Here is a 20,013-nt window from a genome sequence, read left to right as displayed (position 1 = left end):
TGTCGATGGTCTTGGCAACCGGCGACCGGCCGGTACAGAAAGCGTCAGGAGCGGGGCATCGTCTCCACCGGGAAGATCATCACCGCGCCCTTGGAGCCCTTGTTGTCCGACATCTTCATGACAGAACGGGTTGCCGGCGCCATGCCGATGTCGGCCAGCATTTCGGAGAAGCCGGCCGGGCCGGCGCCGCGCGTGGCTGCCGGCACGCCGTCCTGCGCCAGGAAGGAAAGATCCTCCTTCTCCTTCTGCGATGGGGCCGCGGTCAGCACGGCGATCATGCGCTCCATGCCGAAGCTGGTGTCGGTGAACGCGAACAGGCCTTCCTCCCATTTCGCTTCGGAAGCCAGCCGCTCGGACACGATATGGGCGATGGAATAGTCGGAACCGACGTAAAGCACGTTGAGATCGATCAGGTCGTTGGATTTGTTGACGACCTTCACGTGCATCTCGTCGCCGGGCGAGACGCGCGGCACGACGGACGCTTCCAGCTGCTCCGGCGTGTCGGCGCCTTCCCGCTTGATCAGGAACTGGACCTCGACTTCTTCAGGACGGTAGTCATTGGCTGCGGCAAGCCGCGACAGGCCTGTGGCGCGGAAGATGGTGGTGAGGTTCTTGGCCGTCGTCTCCAGCAATTTCTGGCGCTCGTCGGCATGGATGATGATGAGCGGCGGCCGGGCACCGTTGCTGGTCGTCACGTCGCCCGATGCCGGCAGGAACCACAGCGCCGGCTTGTCGGTGGCGTCGGTCGCGGTGCCGGCAATAGCGTTCTCGCGCAGCACCGCCAGCCGCAGCTCGGCGGCCTTGCCAGCCTCTACCAGCTTGATGTTGAAGCCGCTGTCCTTCTTCGCCGCCAGTTCGTCGAGCATGGAATTGACCAGAGCCGTCTCGGTGTCCAGTCCGTCGCTCGACGACGGCCGTGCCACCGCCAGCGTGTAGTCCACCGCCAGTTCGGCCACACGCGCATAAGCGCCGTTGGGAATGTCGGCGATCTTCAGTGCCGGCTTGCCGTCGAACTCGATCGGCTTGATCTTGCTTTCCAGGTTCCGGGCCGATGTGACCTCGAGATAGCCGACCGCATCGGCGATGGGCGACAGCGCCGAGGGGAGGATCGCGAGTTTGCTGCCGGGGTTGAGGTGATGCAGCAGGCCGCCCTTGATGGTGGCTGCATCGCCCTTGACCACGATCGGCCATTGATGGGCGGCATCGGTCTTTTCGGTGCCGAAGACCGGCGCGTCCAGTTCACCCTCGAACAACGGCGTCGGGCGGGTGCGTCCGTCGGCGGCGTATTGCTGCAGCACGGCCTGACCGAGCTGGCGATAGGTGATGTTCGGGTTTTCGGCCAGCTTCGCCATGATTGTGAAGGTGAACAGACCGAAGCGCGTGGCGCCCTCGGCGCCCTTGGGCAGCGGCATTTCGGGCGTCGTCTCCACCGTCTGCGCGGCGTAGAAGGCCACCATCTTGCCCTTGGTACTCGGCTCCGCACCCGTCGGCGTCAGGTTGAAGCCGACCTGACGGCCACCATCCGCTTCGAGTGCGCGCGATGCCGCAGCGCTTGCCTCGTCGTAGACCGTCTGCGCCGCGGCGCGCGCCGCTTCATCGCCGCCGACCAGGTCGGGGAATTCCACCTTGCGCTCCATCTCGTCGTCGACGAGGACGGCGCGGGTCGCGGTGCCGGAATGGCAGCAGTCGAAGACGACCCAGACGAAGGCGCCCTTGGCGCGGATGGCATCAAGCGCGTCGCGGATTTCGTCGTCGACCAGTGCGTTCGGCACGCCGCTCGCGCGGTCGGCCCATTTCTGGATATCGACCGGCAGGAAGATCTCGTCGAGGCCGTCCGTCTCGTCGCCGGCCTGGCGCTCCGGCTGCTGGGCGCCGTGGCCCGAAAGGTGGAGATAGACGAAATCGTCGCGCTGCACCTTGGCGGCGAGATCGGTGAAGGCCGCGGTGATCGCCGCATGAGTGGGCGGGCCGCTGGCGCCCTCGACGTCCTTGGCCAGCAGCGTGATGTTGTCCGCCTCGAATTTCACCGGCGCCGGAGCGTTGTTGATAAGATAATCGCGCACGAGGCCGGCGTCGTGCTTCGGCCCGATCAGCCACGCCTTCTTCGGCAGGTTGTCGTAGTCGGTACAGGCAACAAGCAGTGCGTGGTAGGTGCGCGCGGCAGCGCGCGCCCGGAATGACACCATGCCCGCCATTGCCGCCGCCGCCGAACCGGCGAGCAGCGTACGCCGCGTCAGTTCAATCATGATCGTTTCCCCCGAAACCCATCAATCTTCCCAAGCAATTCGAGCTTGGACAAGGATTTTGGCAGTATTTGGGAAGTTTTCACACTCGGCAAGCGGCAAAGAGCTTACCCGCCTGGCGTGCGGATCGGCACGGCGGTGGTAAAATCGCCCGATCATCGCTATGTCAGGGACGCGGTGTCGCTCATCCTGACGGCGACGGAGCGAGAACTGGACCATGACGGCAAGGGCGACACTCACCAAGAACCAGCTCAACGTGCTGGAAAAGCTGGAGGCGGCGAGCGCGCCGCTCAGTGCCTACACGCTGCTCGACCAGTTGCGCGAGCGCGGTTTTCGCGCCCCCTTGCAGGTCTACCGGGCGCTGGATGCGCTCATCAAGGAAGGTTTCGTGCATCGGCTGGAAAGCCTGAATGCCTTCGTCGCCTGCTCGGAACCGCACGATCACGGCCATTCCATGACCGCCTTTGCCATCTGCGACACATGCGGGCAAGTGCAGGAGTTTTCCGACGACACCATCGGCCACCAGCTTGACGACTGGGTGCGGGCCGGCGGCTTCGTGCCGAAGAAGGCGGTGATCGAATTCCGCGGCACCTGCGGAAAATGCCGGGCCGAGGCCGCCTGACGGCACTTGATCCTCTTAGTCGCATTTGTACGACGCCGGACGTGACCGCCCGGCTCCAAAATGCTCAATGCGCCTCGTCCCAGTTGTCGGCAGCGCGTGCGTCGACCTGAAGCGGCACCGACAGCGATACCGCCGGCATCGCCGCATTCTCCATGACGGCCTTCACCACCGGGATGGTCGCGTCGACCTCAGCTTCGACCGTCTCAAAGATCAGTTCGTCATGCACTTGCAAGAGCATGCGGGCGCCGAGATTGGCCTTCAGCAGAGCGTCGTCCATGCGGATCATGGCACGGCGGATGATGTCGGCTGCGGTGCCCTGCAGGCGGGCATTGATCGAGGCGCGTTCGTTGAAGGCGCGCAGCGATGGGTTGGCCGCGCGGATTTCGGGATAGTGGATGCGGCGGCCGAACACGGTCTCGACATAGCCGTTCTCGCGAGCGAAGGCCTTCGTCTCGTCCATGTAGTCGCGGATGCCGGGGAAGCGCTCGAAGTATTTCTTGATGTAGGCGCCGGCTTCCTCGCGCGGGATGGAGAGCTGGTTGGCCAGGCCGAAGGCGGAAATGCCGTAGATGATGCCGAAGTTGATCGCCTTGGCGCGACGGCGGACTTCCGACGGCATGCCTTCGACCGGAACGCCGAACATCTCGGAAGCGGTGATGGCGTGGATGTCGGCGCCGTCCGCGAAAGCCTGCTTCAACTGCGGGATATCGGCGACATGCGCCAGCACGCGAAGCTCGATCTGACTGTAGTCGGCCGAGATCAGCTTGTGGCCTGGCTCGGCGATGAAGGCGGTACGGATCTTGCGGCCTTCGGCGGTGCGCACCGGAATGTTCTGAAGGTTCGGATCGGAAGACGACAGCCGTCCGGTCGTCGTCGCGGCCAGTGCATAAGACGTATGGACGCGTTTCGTTTCTGGATTGATGAAGCCCGGCAGGGCGTCGGTGTAGGTCGATTTCAGCTTGGTGAGCTGGCGCCAGTCGACGATCCTGCGCGGCAGTTCGTGGCCTTCGGCGGCGAGGTCTTCCAGAAGCTGCGCCGAAGTGGACCATTGTCCGGACTTGGTCTTGGAGCCGCCCGGCAGGCCCATGCGACCGAACAGAATGTCGCCGAGCTGCTTGGGCGAGCCGATGTTGATGCGTTCGCCGATCAGTTGATAGATGTCCTCTTCCAGCCGGGCGGCGCCCTGGGCGAGGTCACCCGAGAGGCGGGAGAGAATCTGCCGGTCGACGGAGATGCCGCGCTGTTCCATGCGCGCCAGCACCGGCACCAGCGGCCGCTCCAGCCGCTCGTAGACCGAAACGAGGCCCTTGGCGGCGAGGCGCGGCTTCAGCACCATCCAGAGCCTGAGCGTCACGTCGGCGTCCTCGGCGGCGTAGCAGGTCGCCCTGTCGAGCGGCACCTGATGGAAGCCGATGAAGCTCTTGCCGGAGCCGGCGACGTCCTTGAAGGGGATCGTCTTGTGGCCGAGCCATTTGTCGGCCAGGAAATCCATGCCGTGACCGCCTGTGACGCCTGCGTCGAGCACGTAGGAGATCAGCATCGTGTCGTCGTAGGCCACGACGTCGACGCCGTGACGCTGCATGATGACGAGGTCGTATTTCAGGTTCTGCGCGATCTTGAGGACCGACCTGTCCTCCATCAGCGGCTTGATCGCGGCAAGCGCCTCGCGAATCGGAATCTGGCCGTCGACCAGCCCGCCGCCGAGAAGATCGTCCTGGCCGTTCTTGTGGCCGACCGGCACATAGCAAGCGTGGCCGGGTCGGATGGCGAGCGAGAAGCCGCAGAGTTCCGCCTGCATGGGGTCGAGCGAGGTGGTTTCGGTGTCGAAGGCGACGATGCCTGCCTCGCGCGCTTCCTCGACCCAGCGCTGCAAGGTCGGCAGATCGCGGACGCAATGATAGGCGTTGACGTCGATCTTGTCGGCGGTGGCGGCTTCGGCGCGCAGGGCCGACAGCAGGGAAGGGGTGTCGCCTTCTTCCTTAGCGGCCGGGCTCATCGCCGCCGCATCGCCATTGCCTTGCGAGGCCGCTGCCGGGACCTCGGCACCGGCACCCACATCGGGCCCATGCGCGGTGTCGGCGCGTTCGACCGAGATCGACGCGGCCTCGACCTCGCCGATCTCGGTGCCGGTCGCTTCGGCGACCCGCCGCGTCAGCGAGGTGAATTCCATCGCTTTCAGGAAGGCGATCAGCTTCGGCCCGTCGGCGGGATCGAGAACAAAGTCGTCCAGGCCTTCGCCGGCCGCGGTCGGAACATCGGTCTTCAGCGTCACCAGTTCGCGCGAGATGCGCGCCTTGTCGGCGTTGTCGATGATCGACTGGCGGCGCTTGTCCTGCTTGATCTCGCCGGCGCGCTCCAGCAACGTGTCGAGATTGCCGAACTGTTCCAAGAGTTGCGCGGCGGTCTTCGGGCCGATGCCCGGCACGCCAGGCACGTTGTCGACCGAATCGCCGGTCAGTGCCTGCAGGTCGATCATCTTTTCCGGCGGCACGCCCCACTTCTCGATGACCTCGGGAATGCCGATCTGGCGGTCCTTCATCGGGTCGTACATGCCGACGGTCGGGCCGACCAGCTGCATCAGGTCTTTGTCGGAAGAGACGATGGTGGTGTCGCCGCCGGCTTCGCAGGCGAGCCGGCAATAGGTGGCGATGAGGTCGTCGGCCTCGAAGCCCTCCATCTCGACGCAGGGCAGGCCGAAGGCGCGGGTGGCCTCGCGGATCAGGCCGAACTGCGGGATCAGGTCTTCCGGCGGGGCCGAGCGGTTGGCCTTGTATTCGGGATAGAGTTCGTTGCGGAAGGTCTTGGAGGAATAGTCGAAGATGACGGCGAAATGGGTCGGCGTGACGCCGACGTCGGTGTTGCGCGCTTCGCGCAGCAGCTTCCAGAGCATGTTGCAGAAGCCGGAGACGGCGCCGACCGGCAGGCCGTCCGACTTGCGCGACAGCGGCGGCAGCGCGTGATAGGCGCGGAAGATGTAGCCGGAGCCGTCGACGAGGAAGAGGTGATCGCCTTTTTTCATGGCGTCACCGATAGCGCGGCCGGGCGGCGCGGTCCATGGCAAACGGCCCGACGAGGCACGGTTACGGCAACGTCCTGACAGGAGTCGTCAGGACCTCACGGGCATATTACAAAGATGTAATCTTCGTGCCCTTGAATCGCCACGTTCCCAGACACAGATAGCAGGCATCGGCAGTTTTCGCCGAAGTCCGGAGCAAGGCCCGTCCCCCGCCTATACCGGACACCTGCGGCAGCCTATCCCCCTCTCCGGGCTGCCGCAACGTTTCGAGTAGGACCGCCGTGGTTTCCCCCTCCGCCACGGCGGTCTTTTTTTGCCTCGAAAGACCTCGCCTCTGCTTTTCCGGCATGGCCCAATCGCACCGGGCTTTTCGTTTGCGATCAAGCCCATTAGGGTTGCGCCGCAAATCTGAAAGGCCCTTTACTCATGTCCGCAGTTTCCCCCGTCCTCGACCGTCTCGATAAAAATCTCGACCAGAGCCTCGACCGGCTTTTCAAGCTGCTCAGGATCAAATCGATCTCCACCGATCCGGCTTTCGCAGCGGACTGCCGAAGTGCTGCCGAATGGCTGGTTGCGGATCTGAAGACGATCGGCTTCGACGCCTCGGTCAGGACCACGCCCGGCCATCCGATGGTGGTGGCGCATCACGACGGTCCGGCCGGCAGCCCGCATATCCTGTTCTACGGTCATTACGACGTGCAGCCGGTCGACCCGCTGGAGCTGTGGGAGGACGATCCGTTCGATCCGAAGGTCAAGGAGATGGAGCCGGGCCGCAAGGTCATCACCGGGCGCGGTTCGTCCGACGACAAGGGGCAGCTCATGCTGTTCGTCGAAGCCTGCCGCGCCTGGAAGGCGGTGCATGGCTCGCTGCCGTGCCGCATCACGCTGCTGTTCGAGGGCGAGGAGGAGAGCGGTTCGCCGTCGCTGAAGCCGTTCCTTGAGGCCAATGCCGAGGAACTGAAGGCCGATTTCGCGCTGGTCTGCGACACCGACATGTGGAACCGCGAGACGCCCTCCATCTGCACCTCGCTGCGCGGGCTGGTGGGCGAGGAGGTCGTCGTCAAGGCGGCCAATCGCGACCTTCATTCGGGCATGTATGGTGGCCCGGCGGCCAACCCGATCCGCATCCTTTCGAAGATCCTCGCCGACATCCACGACGAGACCGGCCGCATCACCATCCCCGGCTTCTACGACGGGGTGGAGGAAACGCCCTCGCAAGTGCTTAAGGCGTGGGAGTCGCTCGGCGAGACCGCGAAAAGCTTCCTCGAGCCGATCGGCCTGTCCATCCCGGCCGGCGAGAAGGGCCGCTCGGTTCTGGAAATGGTGTGGGCGCGGCCGACGGCCGAGTTCAACGGCATTTCCGGCGGTTACGAGGGCAAGGGCTTCAAGACGGTGATCGCAGCACAAGCATCTGCGAAAGTGTCGTTCCGGCTGGTCCACAGCCAGGACCCGAAGAAAATCCGGACCGCCTTCCGGCAGTTCGCTTCCGAGCGCCTGCCGGCCGACTGCCGTATCGAGTTCCACCAGCATGGCGGATCGCCGGCGATCCAGCTTGCCTACGATTCGCCGTTCCTGACCAAGGCGCGCAATGCGCTGACCGAGGAGTGGTCGAAGCCGGCGGTGACGGTGGGCAGCGGCGGTTCGATCCCGGTGGTCGGCGATTTCCAGACCTATCTCGGCATGGAATCGCTGCTGGTCGGCTTCGCGCTTTCGGATGATCGCATCCACTCGCCCAACGAGAAGTACGACCTCAATTCCTTCCACAAGGGTCAGCGTTCCTGGGCGCGCATCCTTGAGGCGCTGACACGCTGAGGGCCGGGCGATGACGAGCACCATCCGCTTCCACAAGGGCGATCTGCCCGATCTTTCGCACTACGATGTCGAGGCGGTCGCCATCGACACCGAGACGCTGGGGCTGAACCCGCATCGCGACCGGCTGTGCGTGGTGCAACTTTCGCCCGGTGACGGCAGCGCCGACGTGGTGCAGATCGCGGCCGGCCAGCGGCGGGCGCCGAACCTCGCCGCATTGCTGCGCAACCGCCGGATCACCAAGCTGTTCCACTACGGCCGTTTCGACATCGCCGTGCTCTACCACGCCCTCGGCGTCATGGCCGAGCCGGTGTTCTGCACCAAGATCGCGTCGAGGCTGACGCGCACCTACACCGACCGGCACGGACTGAAGGATATCTGCAACGAGCTTCTCGGCGTCAGCCTGTCGAAGCAGCAGCAGTCATCCGACTGGGCGGCGGACACGCTTTCGCCCGAACAGCTAGAATACGCCGCCTCGGACGTGCTCTACCTGCACCGACTGCGCGACGTGCTGGCGGGCCGGCTTGCCCGCGACGGACGCGCCAAGGAAGCGGAGGCGTGTTTCCGTTTCCTGCCGACGCGGGCGAAACTCGACCTTATGGGCTGGGCTGAGGAAGATATCTTCGCCCATAGCTGACGGAACCCGGATGCGGCATCCGCGTTGTGTCGCGCGGATGAATTTGAGGGGATTGCCATGACCGAGCGCAAACCGATCGCCAGCGCGCCGAAGGACGGCTCGCAGGTCACCGTCTCGTGGACGGACGGGGACGGGGTGACCAGCGAGTCGCTGGCGCGCTGGGAGGACGGCGGCTGGTGGACCTATATCGACAGCGACACCAAGAAACGGATCGAGCCGTCGAGCTGGCGGCCGGCTTCCGACGACGACGCGTAAGAGGGCCGCTGGCGCGCCGGCACGTTTTTCAATAGGTTCGGCATCGTTGCAACCGGAGAGCGATTCGGTGCTTCAAGCGCCGCCGCCGCTCCGCACAAGGAGGGAATACCATGGGCGTTGAAAGCCTCATCGTCTTTCTCATCATCGGTGCCATCGCCGGCTGGCTCGCCGGCCTCATCGTCAAGGGCTACGGCTTCGGGCTGCTCGGCAACATCGTCGTCGGCATCGTCGGCGCGCTGATCGCCGGATGGCTGTTTCCGGCGCTCAATATCAGTCTGGGCTCGGGTATCGTGGCGGCGATCATTCATGCCGCGATCGGCGCCATCATCCTGCTGGTGCTGATCCGGCTGGTGAAATCCGCCTGACGCCGGCCTGCGAACGAGGGAGCGCGCCGTGAGCCGGAATATGCTTTACCTCCTCATCGGCGCGCTCGTCGTCGTGGTCATCGTGCTTGGCGCCTATATCTGGCGCCAGGAAAGCAAGCCCGAAGGTGTCGAACTCAAGATCGACGACAACGGCATATCGATTCAGAAGAATTGATTTTCCAAAGCGGCAGCAAAGGCGGCGCGCGGCTGAGCCCGCTCTTTGCACCCTGACGCCCGTTAGCTGGCGTGCCGCATTGTCCCGCGCCGTTCCGCTACCACCGGCGAAGGGCCGCCATCGACCAGAAGGCCGGTGATGCGGGCAAAGCCGGCAAAGGACTTGCGGGCTTCTTCAGCGCTCATCTGGGATGCCATCGCGGCCGTGCAGCAATTCAGGGCGCAACGATAGACCGGCCCGCGCCGTCCCTTCGGCCATTCGCGCAGGAACACCATCGCATCCGCCACGCTGTCGATCTCCTCGACCGGATGTCCATGCCCGCGCGATAGCCGCACCGGAGAAAAGAATTGCAGGCGATTCATCGACTTCCTCCCAGAAGCTGCGAAAAGACGACCGCAGATTGTCCGCTAATGCTCCGACAACGCGCTGGAATAAATCCGGTTCCCCTCGCATCGATAAATTTCGTCGCATCAATGGCGGAGTTCCTTGCGCGTCATTGACGGCGAATTTTTGTCATCCATGGAAATTGCTGACACAAAAAAGACCGCCCGGCTGGCGGGCGGTCTTTCCTGAAAACGCCGGTTATCTGACAACGTAGACGATCCTGCGCGAATGCGCGTCCACGAGCACCGGCTGGCCGTTGATATAGGCATAGCGGTAGTCGTAGTCAGGGATTTCGGCCAGCGATACCGTGTCGGGCAACCCGGCGCCGACAACGACCTCACCGTCAAGATAGACGGGTTCCGTGCGGTGCGCCGTGACATAGGTGCGGACCGTTTGGGGCGGGGGCGTGATCGTGCCGGCGGCGCCACCGGCCACCGTACCCGCGGCACCGCCGATTGCGGCGCCAACCGGGCCGCCGGCCACCGCGCCGATGATGGCGCCGGTCACGCCACCGGCCATTGCACCGGCATCGCCGTTGCTTATGCGGGCGGGCGCTTCAACCACGGCGATCCCCGCATCGGGGGAGCGGTCGGTAAGGACGACCTGCGTTCCGTTGGAATCCATGGCGAGATAGTCCGAATAGGCCCAGGCGTCTTCCGAGCCGGTGCTGACGTTGCACCATTTGCCCTGGTTGATGCAGCCCTTGACCATGGTGGACTGGCCCGCGCCGATGACGCCGACGACCGGGTACTGGGATCCGGGGCCTGCGCGCAGATTGAGATCGGTCGTCGCGACCACAGCAGTGTCGGCGAGCGCAAAAGAGGTCATGGAAAGCCCGAGGGCCGAAGCTAGCAGAAGTGTTTTCATGACGTCGTCTCCTGTTGATCCCTCGGCGGGTAAACGAGGTCTTCCTTTTTTAGTTCCTGCTTTAAGGCTCCGCGAGAAAGCTCGGCTGGATGACGACGCGGGCCTCGATAAGCTTGCGCGGAGCCTGTCGGGGCCGATGCCTGGAGTCGCGAGAGCCATCGTGAATTTAAGAATTCGTCAAGGATTTCAAAGTGCTGGTAAACCGTTGCCTTAACCCGCCCTTAAACCGCCGCATCTACCCTTCAACCGGGACGCCATCGGCACGGGGACGAAAGGGCAGCGCATGGCGGGCCGCAGGGACAGACGCATCGAGCCGAGTTTCGGCGAGCCGTCGCGTACGGCGCCGGAGGACGGGTTCTCGGTGCGCGAGGAGGACCGCGTCGTGCCGAGCCGCCGCAAAGCCGCGCCCAAGCGCAAATCCTCCAAGGCGAAGGGCCAGCGCCGCCGTGGCCGTTCCGGGCGCGGTCTGCTCGGCGTCTTCGGTCGGCTGGTCTACTGGTGTTTCGTGCTCGCCATCTGGGGCGGCATCGCCGCCGCCGGCATCGTCGTCTACTACGGCGCCAAGATGCCGGCCGCGACGACCTGGGAAATCCCCGACCGCGCCCCCAACATCAAGATCGTCTCGGTCGACGGCAAGCTGATCGCCAACCGCGGCATGAGCGGCGGCGAGGCGCTCACCCTGAAGGAAATGTCGCCCTACATTCCCGAGGCGGTCGTCGCCATCGAGGATCGCCGCTTCTATTCGCATTTCGGCATCGATCCGATCGGGCTCACCCGCGCCATGGTCACCAACGTGCTCGGCGGCCGCTTCAGCCAGGGCGGTTCGACGCTGACGCAGCAGCTCGCCAAGAACCTGTTCCTCAAGCCCGACCGGACGCTGGAGCGCAAGGTGCAGGAGGTTCTGCTCGCGCTGTGGCTGGAGCACAAGCACAGCAAGGACCAGATCCTGCAGATGTATTTGAACCGGGTCTATTTCGGTTCGGGCGCCTATGGCGTGGAAGCCGCCTCGCGGCGCTATTTCGGCAAGAGCGCGCGCGACGTCACCCTGTCGGAAGCGGCATTGCTCGCCGGCCTGCTCAAGGCGCCGTCCCGGCTGTCGCCGGCGCGTGACCCGAAGGCGGCGGAGGAACGCGCGCAACTGGTGCTCGCCGCCATGCAGGACGAGGGCATGGTCTCGGCCAAGCAGGTGGCGACGGCCATGAGCGCGCCGGCGACGCGCGCCCCCTCCTACTGGACCGGATCGGAGAACTACGTCGCCGACACGGTAATGGAGGAACTGCCCGACCTGATCGGCGAGGTGCAGGGCGACATCGTCGTCGACACGACGGTGGACCTCACCTTGCAGAAGATCGCCGAGAAATCGATCCGCGAGCTGATCGACCAGAACGGCAAGAAGCTCAATGTCAGCCAGGGCGCGCTGGTTTCCATCGACAGTTCCGGCGCGGTGCGCGCCATGGTCGGCGGCTACGATTATTCGACCAGCCAGTTCGACCGCGCCTCGGAGGCGAAGCGCCAGCCGGGCTCGGCCTTCAAGCCCTTCGTCTACATGGCCGCACTCGAAGCCGGGCGCACGCCCGACAGCGTTCGCAACGACGCGCCGATCAGGATCGGCAAATGGACGCCGACCAATTTCGGCGGCAAGTATTATGGCAAGGTGACGCTGGCGACGGCGCTGGCGAAGTCGCTCAACTCGGTCGCCGCCCAGCTTACCATGGAGGTTGGCCCGAATGCGGTCGTCGAGGCGGCGCACCGTATGGGAATCCAGTCCGACCTGACCGCCAACACCTCGATCGCGCTCGGCACGTCGGAAGTCACGCCGCTGGAACTGACGGCCGCCTACGTGCCTTTCGCCAACGGCGGTTACCGGCCCGAGATCCGTTTCATCCGCCGCATCACCACCGCCGACGGCAAGCTTCTCTATGCCAATGACGGCGGCAACACGCCGCGCGTCGTCAAACCCGAGATCGTCGGCATGATGGACTCGATGATGGCGGGCACGGTCCAGGTCGGCGGCACGGCGAAGAAGGCGGCCTTCGGCTGGCCATCCGCCGGCAAGACCGGCACCAGCCAGAATTCGCGCGATGCCTGGTTCGTCGGCTACACCGCAAACCTCACCACCGGCGTGTGGTTCGGCAACGACAACGGTTCGCCGATGAAGAAGGTGACCGGCGGCACGCTGCCGGCGCAGGCCTGGCATGAATTCATGCTGGCCGCGCATGAGGGCGTGCCGGTCAGGCCGCTGCCCGGTGGCTGGAAGCGGGCGCCCGCCGACGCCATCGTCCAGGACGACGGCCCAGCACCGGTGCCGTCCGCCGCGGTGGGTACCGGACAGGCCCGGCAAGCGGTTCCGACGGCGTCGAGACAACCGCCGCAACCGGCAACCGAGACGGTCGATGCCGGCGGCTTCGGAATGCCGGGCGAAGATACGGCTCCGACCGCCTCGATCAGGCGGCCGGTGCCGCCGGGCGACGTCGGCGGTCCGCTGAAGAAAAAGAGCACCTCCATCCTCGACATCCTGAGCGGCGGCTGAAGGTACGTCACGGCCGCGTTCGTCAGGCCGCCTTCAGTATCGCCTCGATGTCCCACACCGGCTGGTTGGTCAGCGTCTTCGGGATTTCGGCGCTGAGCCGGTCCAGCACTTCCTTGTGCAGCTTCTTGCGCATTTCGCCCAGCACCCGCGGCGGGGCGACCAGTATCAGGGCGTCGAACTTTCCTTCATGCGCGAGCTTGTAGAGCCGTTCGGCGATATCGTCGGCGAAGCGCTCCTTGCTCAGCCGGTGCCAGTCTGTTTCGGCGAAGGCGCTGTTGTGCGGGGAGGGGCCGTTGCTGTAGCGGCCGGGACGCTCCGCGCCCTGTTCGCGCGTGGCCGGATTGTCCTGCACCATTTCCTGCACGAGCTGGAAATCCGGGAATTTCGCGTCGCCCTCGTTCTTCAGGAACAATGCCTTTTCACCGTCGGCGACGACCACCCACAAACCGCGCTTGAGAATGACATTGTTCATGTTTTTTCCTTCCGCATCGGGATTGTCCAAGCCGTGAACGGCTATTGGCCAAACGTGCGGACATGGCCACGGTTCCGGCCATCGATGCGCGGCGATGAGCAGGGCGGTTTATTTCTACTAATCTAGTAGAAATTAGAACCGGCGGCCTGTCTTCTTGCCGAGCGGCAAGCCATTATCGAGGCTCGCGCAAGAACACGGAAATTTTTTCTTCCGCCTTTCCCGCAATCGGAAAAGCGATTGTGCTGGATGCCGGTCCGCGCGAGTGCGTTGCTTCTGAAAGCAGGCTCCCGCCGGTAGAAATTCCGTTCCATGCGGAATTTTGCAATGCACCATCAACTCGACCTCGGCCAAGCTGGGCATCCTCGATCCGGCAGACTGAACACCTTCCCGGTCTTCATGCGGATGGAAGGTCGTCTCGTCGTTATCGTCGGCGGTGGCGAGGAAGCACTGGCCAAGGTGCGGCTGCTGGCGCAGTCGAGCGCCGCGTTGCGCATCGTTGCGGCTGAAATGGAGCCGGCGCTGGCTGCCTTCGTCGCTGACCACGGGCTGGAGCATGTTGCCGCCGCCTATGCGCCGGACCATCTCGTCGGCGCGGTCATGGTGTTCGCCGCCAGTGGCGAGGCAACGCTGGACGCTCGCGTCTCGGCCGATGCACGCCGGCTGGGTATTGCCGTCAACGCGGTGGATCGGCCGGAACTGTGCGACTTCTTCACGCCAGCGCTGGTCAACCGCGCGCCGGTCGCCGTGGCCATCGGCACGGAAGGGGCAGGCCCGGTGCTCGCCCAGATGATCCGCGCCCGCATCGACCGCATGCTTTCGCCGTCGCTCGGGCCGCTGGCGGCGCTCGCGGCGTCCATGCGCGAGACGGCCGAGCGGCTGCTGCCGCGGGGCAATCGTCGCCGCCGCTTCTGGGCCGAATTCTTCGCCGGTGCGCCGGCGCGCGCCGCCGCTGCCGGCGACATGGCCGGCGCACGCGATGCCGCGACCGGTCTGCTCGGCGCCGATGCGTCCGCCGCCGGCCATGTCGCGCTGGTTGGCGCCGGACCGGGCGCGGAGGATCTGCTCACCCTGCGCGCCCAGCGTCTTTTGATGGAAGCCGACGTCATCCTCTACGACGCGCTGGTGCCGGAGGCGGTCGCCGCTACGGGCCGGCGCGATGCTGAGCGCCTGTCGGTGGGTAAGCGCAAGGGCTGCCATTCGAAGACGCAAGGAGAGATCAACGCCCTGCTGGTCTCACTCGGCCGCGAAGGCAAGCGCGTCGTGCGGCTGAAGAGCGGCGACCCGCTGGTGTTCGGCCGCGCCGGCGAGGAGATGGCGGCACTGCGCGAAGCCGGCATCGCCTACGAGGTGGTGCCGGGCGTCACCGCCGCCTTCGCCGCCGCCGCCGATTTCGAACTGCCGCTGACGCTGCGCGGCGTCACCTCGTCGATGGTTTTTACCACCGGCCACGACCTCAAGGGTAGCGCCCTGCCGGACTGGGCGAAGCTAGCTATCTCGGGTGCTACCGTCGCCGTCTATATGGGGCGCTCGGTGGCGGCCGACGTCGCCGGCCGGCTGATCGCGGCCGGGCTTTCGCCGGACACGGCTGTCGCCGTGGCCGAGAACGCCGGCCTGCCGCACTGCCGCCGTTTCCACGGCACGCTGGCCGACCTGCCTTCGCTCGAAGGACGAACCGACCTGACCGGCCCGGTCATGACCGTCATCGGCGATGCCGTCGCCGGTGGTCGTTTCGAGCGCTCCGAGCCGCTGGCGGCGCGGCGCGGAAACGTCCCGGCGGGCTGGCTGTCCGAAGCCGTTCGCGTCGAGCCGAGACCCTGAGGAGGGTGAACCGATGGATCGTCATGAGACATTCGACCGCGATCGGGTCCAGGCCAGTATCGCCCGGTTCGCCGGCCAGGTGGAGCGGCGGCTGGCAGGCGAGATCACCGAGGAACAGTTCCGGCCGCTTCGGCGGGCGAACGGCGTTTCGCTGGAACTGCATTCCTACAGGCTGCGCATAGGCGTGCCGGAAGGCGCACTCGATGCCAGCCAGCTTCGCATGCTCGCCCATGTCGCGCGCCGATACGACAAGGGCTATTGCCACTTCACCACGCATGGATTCGTCGAGTTCCACTGGCCGTCGCTGATCGATATTCCCGCCATCCTGACCGATCTCGCGACCGTTCGGATGCAGGCGGTGGAAGTTTCGGACGACGGTCCTTCCGGCGATGGTTCCGCTCGACATCTCGACGATAGCGGGGCGGTGACGATTTCGCTCGTTGCAGCCGGCGGCATGCCGGGCGCTATCTCGGCCGGGCAACTTGAGGCGGTGGCGGATCTTGCCGAACGTTACGGCTCGGGCGAAGTGCGGGCCGGCTACGGGCAGACGCTGATCCTGCCGAATCTGGCACCGGCTGCTCTCACGGCAGTGCATGCCGCCCTGGCGGCAATCGGTCTAGCAAAAGCCAACCCGGCCGACACCCTCAGCCGATCCATCCCGCAGCCTTCCAGGGAGCCGTTCCATGTTGACGAAGCCAAGGCCGCTTGAGGCGGCGACGGGGGAGGGCAGCGACCTCGCCGCCCACGCCGCCGGTCTGGATGCGCTGTACGGCCATCTTCCGGCGCAGGCCGTCATCGAGCGCGCGGCGACGGACCTGTTTACCGGCACGATCGCGGCGGTGTCGTCCTTCGGTGCGGATTCGGCCGTCCTGCTTCACCTGATCGCCGGCGTCGACCGGCACCTGCCCATCGTCTTCCTCGACACCGGCAAGCATTTCGAGGAGACGCTCGCCTATCGCGACGCGCTGGTTGCCGATTTCGGCCTGACCGATGTGCGCGTGGTTGCGCCCGACGCGGCGGCACTTGCCCGCATCGACCCGACCGGCAAGCTGCACGAGACGGACACCGACGCCTGCTGCGCGGTGCGCAAGGTGGAGCCGATGGCGCGCGGCGTCGAGCCCTTTGGAGCCTGGTTCACCGGTCGCAAGCGCTTCCAGGCCTCGACGCGGGCAGCGCTGCCGGTGTTCGAAGCGGTGGGACGGCGCATCCGCATCAACCCGCTGGCGCACTGGACGACCGCCGATCAGGCCGACTACATGCGCACGCACGCGCTGCGGGAAAATCCGCTGGTCGCCTACGGCTATCTGTCCATCGGCTGCTTTCCCTGCACCCGACCGGTGCAGCCGGGCGAGGACGCGCGTGCCGGCCGCTGGGCAGGGCAAGCCAAGACCGAATGCGGGATCCACCTTTCGGGGCTGGAAGCGTCGCTGACGGACGCGGCGCTGTAACGTCGCCGACGGACGCGGCGCTGTAACGTCGCCGTCCCTTTCCGGACCTGTCGTTCGACTGGCCCCGCCCTCAGGATCCGGAACGGCCTGCCTGCCGGCGTTCGCTGGCTTCGAGCTGCTCGAGCAGGTCCTGCATGTGGCGGGGAATGTCGTTCACCACTTTGTAGGCGGGCATGGCGCCGAGAAAGCGGGTCAGCGACCGGTCGCCGATCTGGCGGCGGATGTCGGCTGCGAGCTTGTCCTGCCGGTTTGCGGTATTGCGGGCCATCATCTGTATTCCCTTGGTCGGCTCCGAAACTCCTCCGCACCGGTGATGGTTCCCGCATTGCACCATGGCCGCAAGCCCGATTGGCCGTTACGGTAAAATTTGACTTAATTTCGAGCGATTCATAGGAAGGCGCTCGGGCGGCCATGAGCCGGGGCAACTGTCCCGCGCCTCTTGATTTTTGGTGCCCGAACCTCGATATCGGGCGCAACTTCCAAACCGTTGAGATGATGGAAAACGCGATGAGCGACCAGGCAAAAGACGAACACGCGCCCGAGGAAAACGAGACCGCCGAGGCTGCGGCCGAGCGCGCGGAAGGCAGCGTCGAGGGCGACTACGAAGCGCTGGTGCGGCTGCTGAAGGAGAACGAGGAATTGAAGGACCGCGCGCTGAGGGCAGCGGCGGAGATGGAGAACCTGCGCCGCCGCACGGCACGCGACGTGCAGGACGCGCGCGCCTATGCGATCGCCAATTTCGCGCGCGACATGCTGGGCGTGTCGGACAATCTGCGCCGCGCCATCGATGCCATCCCCGCCGAGGCCAAGGCGGCTGCCGACGCCGGCTTCAAGGCGCTGGTGGACGGCGTCGAGATCACCGAGCGCGGCATGCTGTCGGCGCTGGAGCGGCACGGGGTGAAGAAGCTCGAGCCGCTGGGTGAGAAGTTCGATCCCCATTTCCACCAGGCGATGTTCGAGGTGCCTAATGCCGACGTGCCGGCCAATACGGTCGTGCAGGTGGTGCAGTCCGGCTACTCGATCGGCGAACGGGTGCTGAGGCCCGCCATGGTCGGGGTTTCCAAGGGCGGTCCGAAGCAGGCTCCGAGCGAAGCGCCGGCCGAGCCCGGCCCGGTCAACGAACAGGCCGAGAAGGACGCGTGAGGGAGTAGGGGAATAGGGCAGTAAGGCAGTAAGGCAGTAAGGCAGTAAGGCAGTAAGGGCTGTCGCTTCTGACGCCATTGCCTTCTCTGAAGGCCATTGTGTCTTGACGAGCCTGTGCGCTGGCATCAGTTTCTACTGCCCTACTGCCCTACTGCCCTACTGCCCTACTGCCCTACTGCCCTACTGCCCTACTGCCCTACTGCCCTACTGCCTGGCCGAGGTCCGATGCCCCTCGTCACTCTCCTCGACTATGCCGGCGTCGCCGTTTTCGCGGCCACGGGCGCCCTTGCCGCCTCGCGCAAGCAACTCGACATCATCGGCTTCCTGTTCCTGGCCGCCGTCACCGGAATCGGCGGCGGCACGCTGCGCGACGTGATCCTCGGCGTGCCGGTGTTCTGGGTATCCAACCGGGCCTATCTGCCGATCTGCGCGGTCGTCGCGGTGGTGGTCTTCTTCGGCGCGCACCGGGTGGAATCCCGCTACAAGCTGCTCCTGTGGCTGGATGCGGTGGGCATCGCCGCCTTTTCGGTGATGGGCGCGGCCAAGGGGCTCGCCATCACCGGCTCACCCATCATCGCCGTGGTGATGGGCATGTTGACGGCCACCTTCGGCGGCATATTGCGCGACATGCTGGCCGGCGAGCCGTCGGTGTTGCTGAAGCCCGAAATCTACGTCTCGGCAGCCCTCGCCGGGGCGGCGCTTTATACGCTCGGCGACCTGGCGGGCCTGCCGGCGCCGGTTTCGGCGCTGATCGGCTTCGCCGCCGCCTTCCTCGTGCGCGGCGGGGCACTCCGTTTCGGCTGGTCGTTTCCGGCCTACAAGAGCCGACCGGGGCGTAAGCCCGAGGACATTCCGTAAGCGTTCACTTTTACATGGAGCGGGCCTGCCTGGCGTTGACGAGAGCCTTCGGCGCCTGCGCCAGCCAGCACCGTTCGACCCGATGGCGCAACTCGTCATCGGAAACGGCGGCCATGCGGATCAGCACAGTGGGCCAGCCCTTGTAGTGGTCGGTCTCGAAATAGATGTTGTCCGCTGCTGAAAGCAGCATTTCCTTCTCGTCGAGCGGGCAGGGGATGGCGACGGTGTCGGCATCCTTGACACGGGCCAGCATCTTCTTGCCGACCTTGAGCGCCGGCGTGCCATAGGACGTGCCTTCGACGACGCCCGGAAGACCCTCGGCGGCCCGTTTCAGCCGCTCGAACGTTTGGGACAGGTCGTCGCCGCCGCTCACCGGTCAGGTGGAGAAGCGCTGGGCTTCCGCGCCGTAGTAATTGACGTAGCGCGAGGAGATCTCGCTGACCGGCAGGATGATGAAGACGTCGACGGTGCGGAAGTCGTGGTCGATGACGCAGCCGTCGCCGATGCGGGCGCCGAGCCTGAGATAGCCTTTCACCAGCGGCGGCATGCCGGCGATGGCACTCTTGGCGTTGATGGTCTCGGCCGGCATCAGGTCCATCGCCTGATAGCGGCCGGGAACGGCGCGGATGTCCCAATCGGCGCCGGCGCGGCAATGGTGGGCGAGATAGCTCAGCGATTCGGCGTGCGCGGCCGGGTCGACGCCGGGGAAGGAGGCGCAGCCGGTCATGACGCCGATGCGGTGATGGTTGGTGTAGGCCCAGATGCCCTGCCACAGCACTTCGATGGTGCGTTTGGAGCGATATTCGGGCAGTACGCAGGAGCGGCCAAGTTCCAGGAACCGCTCGCCGGGATGGCGCGTGACGAGGCCGGGCAGGTCGAACTCGTCCTGCGAATAGAAACCGCCGGCGGCGACCGCCGCTTCCTGCCGCAGCAGCCGGTAGGTGCCGACGATACGGCGATGTTCGGGGCCGGAAATGCTGGAATCGAGCACGAGCAGGTGGTCGCAGACGGGATCGAAGCGGTCGGCGTCGCGACGGTCCAGCGCCTGCAAGGCGCCCTTGTGAGCGCCCATCTCGTCATAGAAGACGCGGTAGCGCACTTCCTGGGCGGCGGCCACCTCGGCCTCGTTGCGCGCAAGGCGCACTTCGAGATTGCCGATACGGCCGAGCAGGGCGCCCGAAGCGATGCCCTCCATCTTCAGCTCGGCAAGCCTGGCGGTGCCGGAATTGGGTTGCGAATCACCTTGCGGCATCGCTGTGTGCACGAGCGAGTCTCCTTCGAGCCATCCCTCTTGGCGCGGGGATACGATGGGGGTGCAACAGGATTGTGACAGTACCGTGTTCGCTTCCGATGGGCAATGGCGCGGTGAAA

The 20,013-nt window shown here is 65.5% G+C and carries 20 protein-coding genes; 12 read left to right on the top strand and 8 right to left on the bottom strand.

Annotated elements, in window-relative coordinates; translation table 11 throughout:
* Positions 1-44: 44 nt before the first annotated feature.
* Positions 45-2,246 carry a caspase family protein gene (locus FGU64_RS11135; RefSeq protein ID WP_139953348.1) on the bottom strand — a complete coding sequence of 734 codons (2,202 nt, stop codon included), beginning with the start codon at positions 2,244-2,246 and terminating at the stop codon, positions 45-47.
* A 214-nt stretch (positions 2,247-2,460) separates the two neighbouring features.
* On the opposite strand from FGU64_RS11135, the gene FGU64_RS11130 reads away from it, so the two are divergent.
* Complete coding sequence (locus tag FGU64_RS11130; RefSeq protein WP_136359956.1) at positions 2,461-2,865, top strand: Fur family transcriptional regulator; 405 nt, start codon at positions 2,461-2,463, stop codon at positions 2,863-2,865.
* A 64-nt stretch (positions 2,866-2,929) separates the two neighbouring features.
* Here FGU64_RS11130 and polA read toward each other — a convergent pair whose 3' ends face one another.
* Positions 2,930-5,884: a DNA polymerase I gene (gene polA, locus FGU64_RS11125; protein ID WP_139953347.1), complete on the bottom strand. Its 2,955-nt coding sequence runs from the start codon at positions 5,882-5,884 to the stop codon at positions 2,930-2,932.
* 423 nt (positions 5,885-6,307) lie between these two features.
* On the opposite strand from polA, the gene FGU64_RS11120 reads away from it, so the two are divergent.
* From FGU64_RS11120 to FGU64_RS23285, 5 genes are all read left to right on the top strand, one after another.
* Positions 6,308-7,693: a M20/M25/M40 family metallo-hydrolase gene (locus tag FGU64_RS11120; RefSeq protein WP_139953346.1), complete on the top strand. Its 1,386-nt coding sequence runs from the start codon at positions 6,308-6,310 to the stop codon at positions 7,691-7,693.
* Between the two features lie 10 nt (positions 7,694-7,703).
* Positions 7,704-8,327, top strand: coding sequence for a ribonuclease D (locus FGU64_RS11115; protein WP_139953345.1), 624 nt, complete (start codon positions 7,704-7,706; stop codon positions 8,325-8,327).
* 57 nt (positions 8,328-8,384) lie between these two features.
* The gene (locus FGU64_RS11110) at positions 8,385-8,582 is read left to right on the top strand and encodes a hypothetical protein (protein ID WP_136359952.1); all 198 of its coding nucleotides are present in this window, start codon (positions 8,385-8,387) and stop codon (positions 8,580-8,582) included.
* 110 nt (positions 8,583-8,692) lie between these two features.
* Positions 8,693-8,947 (top strand): GlsB/YeaQ/YmgE family stress response membrane protein, encoded by a 255-nt coding sequence (locus FGU64_RS11105; RefSeq protein ID WP_139953344.1) that lies wholly within the window; start codon positions 8,693-8,695, stop codon positions 8,945-8,947.
* 28 nt (positions 8,948-8,975) lie between these two features.
* On the top strand, positions 8,976-9,122 hold the full coding sequence (locus FGU64_RS23285) for a hypothetical protein (protein ID WP_168734593.1): 147 nt from the start codon (positions 8,976-8,978) through the stop codon (positions 9,120-9,122).
* A 62-nt stretch (positions 9,123-9,184) separates the two neighbouring features.
* Here the strand turns inward: FGU64_RS23285 and FGU64_RS11100 are convergent, their stop codons facing one another.
* Together FGU64_RS11100 and FGU64_RS11095 are read right to left on the bottom strand one after the other, a co-directional pair.
* Complete coding sequence (locus FGU64_RS11100) at positions 9,185-9,484, bottom strand: DUF982 domain-containing protein (RefSeq protein WP_136359950.1); 300 nt, start codon at positions 9,482-9,484, stop codon at positions 9,185-9,187.
* Between the two features lie 220 nt (positions 9,485-9,704).
* Positions 9,705-10,373, bottom strand: a complete 669-nt coding sequence (locus tag FGU64_RS11095) for a DUF1236 domain-containing protein (RefSeq protein ID WP_136359949.1) — start codon at positions 10,371-10,373, stop codon at positions 9,705-9,707.
* 283 nt (positions 10,374-10,656) lie between these two features.
* Between FGU64_RS11095 and FGU64_RS11090 the strand changes: the two genes are divergently transcribed.
* Positions 10,657-12,903 carry a transglycosylase domain-containing protein gene (locus FGU64_RS11090; RefSeq protein WP_139953343.1) on the top strand — a complete coding sequence of 749 codons (2,247 nt, stop codon included), beginning with the start codon at positions 10,657-10,659 and terminating at the stop codon, positions 12,901-12,903.
* Between the two features lie 22 nt (positions 12,904-12,925).
* Here the strand turns inward: FGU64_RS11090 and FGU64_RS11085 are convergent, their stop codons facing one another.
* A complete protein-coding gene (locus FGU64_RS11085) occupies positions 12,926-13,375 on the bottom strand; it encodes a host attachment family protein (RefSeq protein WP_139953342.1) in 450 nt (149 codons plus the stop codon).
* A 324-nt stretch (positions 13,376-13,699) separates the two neighbouring features.
* Here FGU64_RS11085 and cysG point away from each other — a divergent pair, with 324 nt between their 5' ends.
* The 3 genes from cysG to FGU64_RS11070 are packed head-to-tail and all read left to right on the top strand — an operon-like array spanning position 13,700 to position 16,641.
* Entirely contained in the window at positions 13,700-15,193 is a 1,494-nt protein-coding gene (cysG, locus tag FGU64_RS11080) for a siroheme synthase CysG (RefSeq protein ID WP_139953341.1), read from the top strand.
* Positions 15,194-15,206: 13 nt separating this feature from the next.
* Positions 15,207-15,902, top strand: coding sequence for a hypothetical protein (locus FGU64_RS11075; protein WP_139953340.1), 696 nt, complete (start codon positions 15,207-15,209; stop codon positions 15,900-15,902).
* Positions 15,877-16,641, top strand: coding sequence for a phosphoadenylyl-sulfate reductase (locus tag FGU64_RS11070; RefSeq protein ID WP_139953339.1), 765 nt, complete (start codon positions 15,877-15,879; stop codon positions 16,639-16,641). The genes FGU64_RS11075 and FGU64_RS11070 overlap by 26 nt, the downstream gene beginning before the upstream one ends.
* Before the next feature lie 70 nt (positions 16,642-16,711).
* On the opposite strand, the gene FGU64_RS11065 is transcribed toward FGU64_RS11070, so the two are convergent.
* Entirely contained in the window at positions 16,712-16,912 is a 201-nt protein-coding gene (locus FGU64_RS11065; RefSeq protein ID WP_139953338.1) for a hypothetical protein, read from the bottom strand.
* 224 nt (positions 16,913-17,136) lie between these two features.
* Between FGU64_RS11065 and grpE the strand changes: the two genes are divergently transcribed.
* Both grpE and FGU64_RS11055 read left to right on the top strand, forming a co-directional pair.
* Positions 17,137-17,784: a nucleotide exchange factor GrpE gene (gene grpE / locus FGU64_RS11060; protein WP_136359987.1), complete on the top strand. Its 648-nt coding sequence runs from the start codon at positions 17,137-17,139 to the stop codon at positions 17,782-17,784.
* A gap of 225 nt (positions 17,785-18,009) precedes the next feature.
* Positions 18,010-18,642: a trimeric intracellular cation channel family protein gene (locus tag FGU64_RS11055; protein ID WP_139953337.1), complete on the top strand. Its 633-nt coding sequence runs from the start codon at positions 18,010-18,012 to the stop codon at positions 18,640-18,642.
* A 10-nt stretch (positions 18,643-18,652) separates the two neighbouring features.
* Here the strand turns inward: FGU64_RS11055 and FGU64_RS11050 are convergent, their stop codons facing one another.
* Positions 18,653-19,015 (bottom strand): MmcQ/YjbR family DNA-binding protein, encoded by a 363-nt coding sequence (locus tag FGU64_RS11050; RefSeq protein WP_139953336.1) that lies wholly within the window; start codon positions 19,013-19,015, stop codon positions 18,653-18,655.
* 3 nt (positions 19,016-19,018) lie between these two features.
* Positions 19,019-19,906: a GNAT family N-acetyltransferase gene (locus FGU64_RS11045; protein WP_246671300.1), complete on the bottom strand. Its 888-nt coding sequence runs from the start codon at positions 19,904-19,906 to the stop codon at positions 19,019-19,021.
* Positions 19,907-20,013: the final 107 nt, after the last annotated feature.

Origin of the sequence: Mesorhizobium sp. 8, assembly GCF_006351905.1 — a bacterium.
GTDB classification, from domain to species: domain Bacteria; phylum Pseudomonadota; class Alphaproteobacteria; order Rhizobiales; family Rhizobiaceae; genus Mesorhizobium; species Mesorhizobium composti.
This window is presented reverse-complemented; position numbering and strand designations above follow the sequence as displayed.

Coding starts and splice junctions, on each gene's coding strand:
- FGU64_RS11100 (WP_136359950.1), bottom strand. CDS start 9,484: ATGAATCGCCTGCAATTCTTTTCTCCGGTGCGGCTATCGCGCGGGCAT.
- FGU64_RS11130 (WP_136359956.1), top strand. CDS start 2,461: ATGACGGCAAGGGCGACACTCACCAAGAACCAGCTCAACGTGCTGGAA.
- FGU64_RS11090 (WP_139953343.1), top strand. CDS start 10,657: ATGGCGGGCCGCAGGGACAGACGCATCGAGCCGAGTTTCGGCGAGCCG.
- cysG (WP_139953341.1), top strand. CDS start 13,700: ATGCACCATCAACTCGACCTCGGCCAAGCTGGGCATCCTCGATCCGGC.
- FGU64_RS11105 (WP_139953344.1), top strand. CDS start 8,693: ATGGGCGTTGAAAGCCTCATCGTCTTTCTCATCATCGGTGCCATCGCC.
- grpE (WP_136359987.1), top strand. CDS start 17,137: ATGGAAAACGCGATGAGCGACCAGGCAAAAGACGAACACGCGCCCGAG.
- polA (WP_139953347.1), bottom strand. CDS start 5,884: ATGAAAAAAGGCGATCACCTCTTCCTCGTCGACGGCTCCGGCTACATC.
- FGU64_RS11135 (WP_139953348.1), bottom strand. CDS start 2,246: ATGATTGAACTGACGCGGCGTACGCTGCTCGCCGGTTCGGCGGCGGCG.
- FGU64_RS11110 (WP_136359952.1), top strand. CDS start 8,385: ATGACCGAGCGCAAACCGATCGCCAGCGCGCCGAAGGACGGCTCGCAG.
- FGU64_RS11115 (WP_139953345.1), top strand. CDS start 7,704: ATGACGAGCACCATCCGCTTCCACAAGGGCGATCTGCCCGATCTTTCG.
- FGU64_RS11065 (WP_139953338.1), bottom strand. CDS start 16,912: ATGATGGCCCGCAATACCGCAAACCGGCAGGACAAGCTCGCAGCCGAC.
- FGU64_RS11075 (WP_139953340.1), top strand. CDS start 15,207: ATGGATCGTCATGAGACATTCGACCGCGATCGGGTCCAGGCCAGTATC.
- FGU64_RS11055 (WP_139953337.1), top strand. CDS start 18,010: ATGCCCCTCGTCACTCTCCTCGACTATGCCGGCGTCGCCGTTTTCGCG.
- FGU64_RS11095 (WP_136359949.1), bottom strand. CDS start 10,373: ATGAAAACACTTCTGCTAGCTTCGGCCCTCGGGCTTTCCATGACCTCT.
- FGU64_RS11120 (WP_139953346.1), top strand. CDS start 6,308: ATGTCCGCAGTTTCCCCCGTCCTCGACCGTCTCGATAAAAATCTCGAC.
- FGU64_RS11070 (WP_139953339.1), top strand. CDS start 15,877: ATGTTGACGAAGCCAAGGCCGCTTGAGGCGGCGACGGGGGAGGGCAGC.
- FGU64_RS11085 (WP_139953342.1), bottom strand. CDS start 13,375: ATGAACAATGTCATTCTCAAGCGCGGTTTGTGGGTGGTCGTCGCCGAC.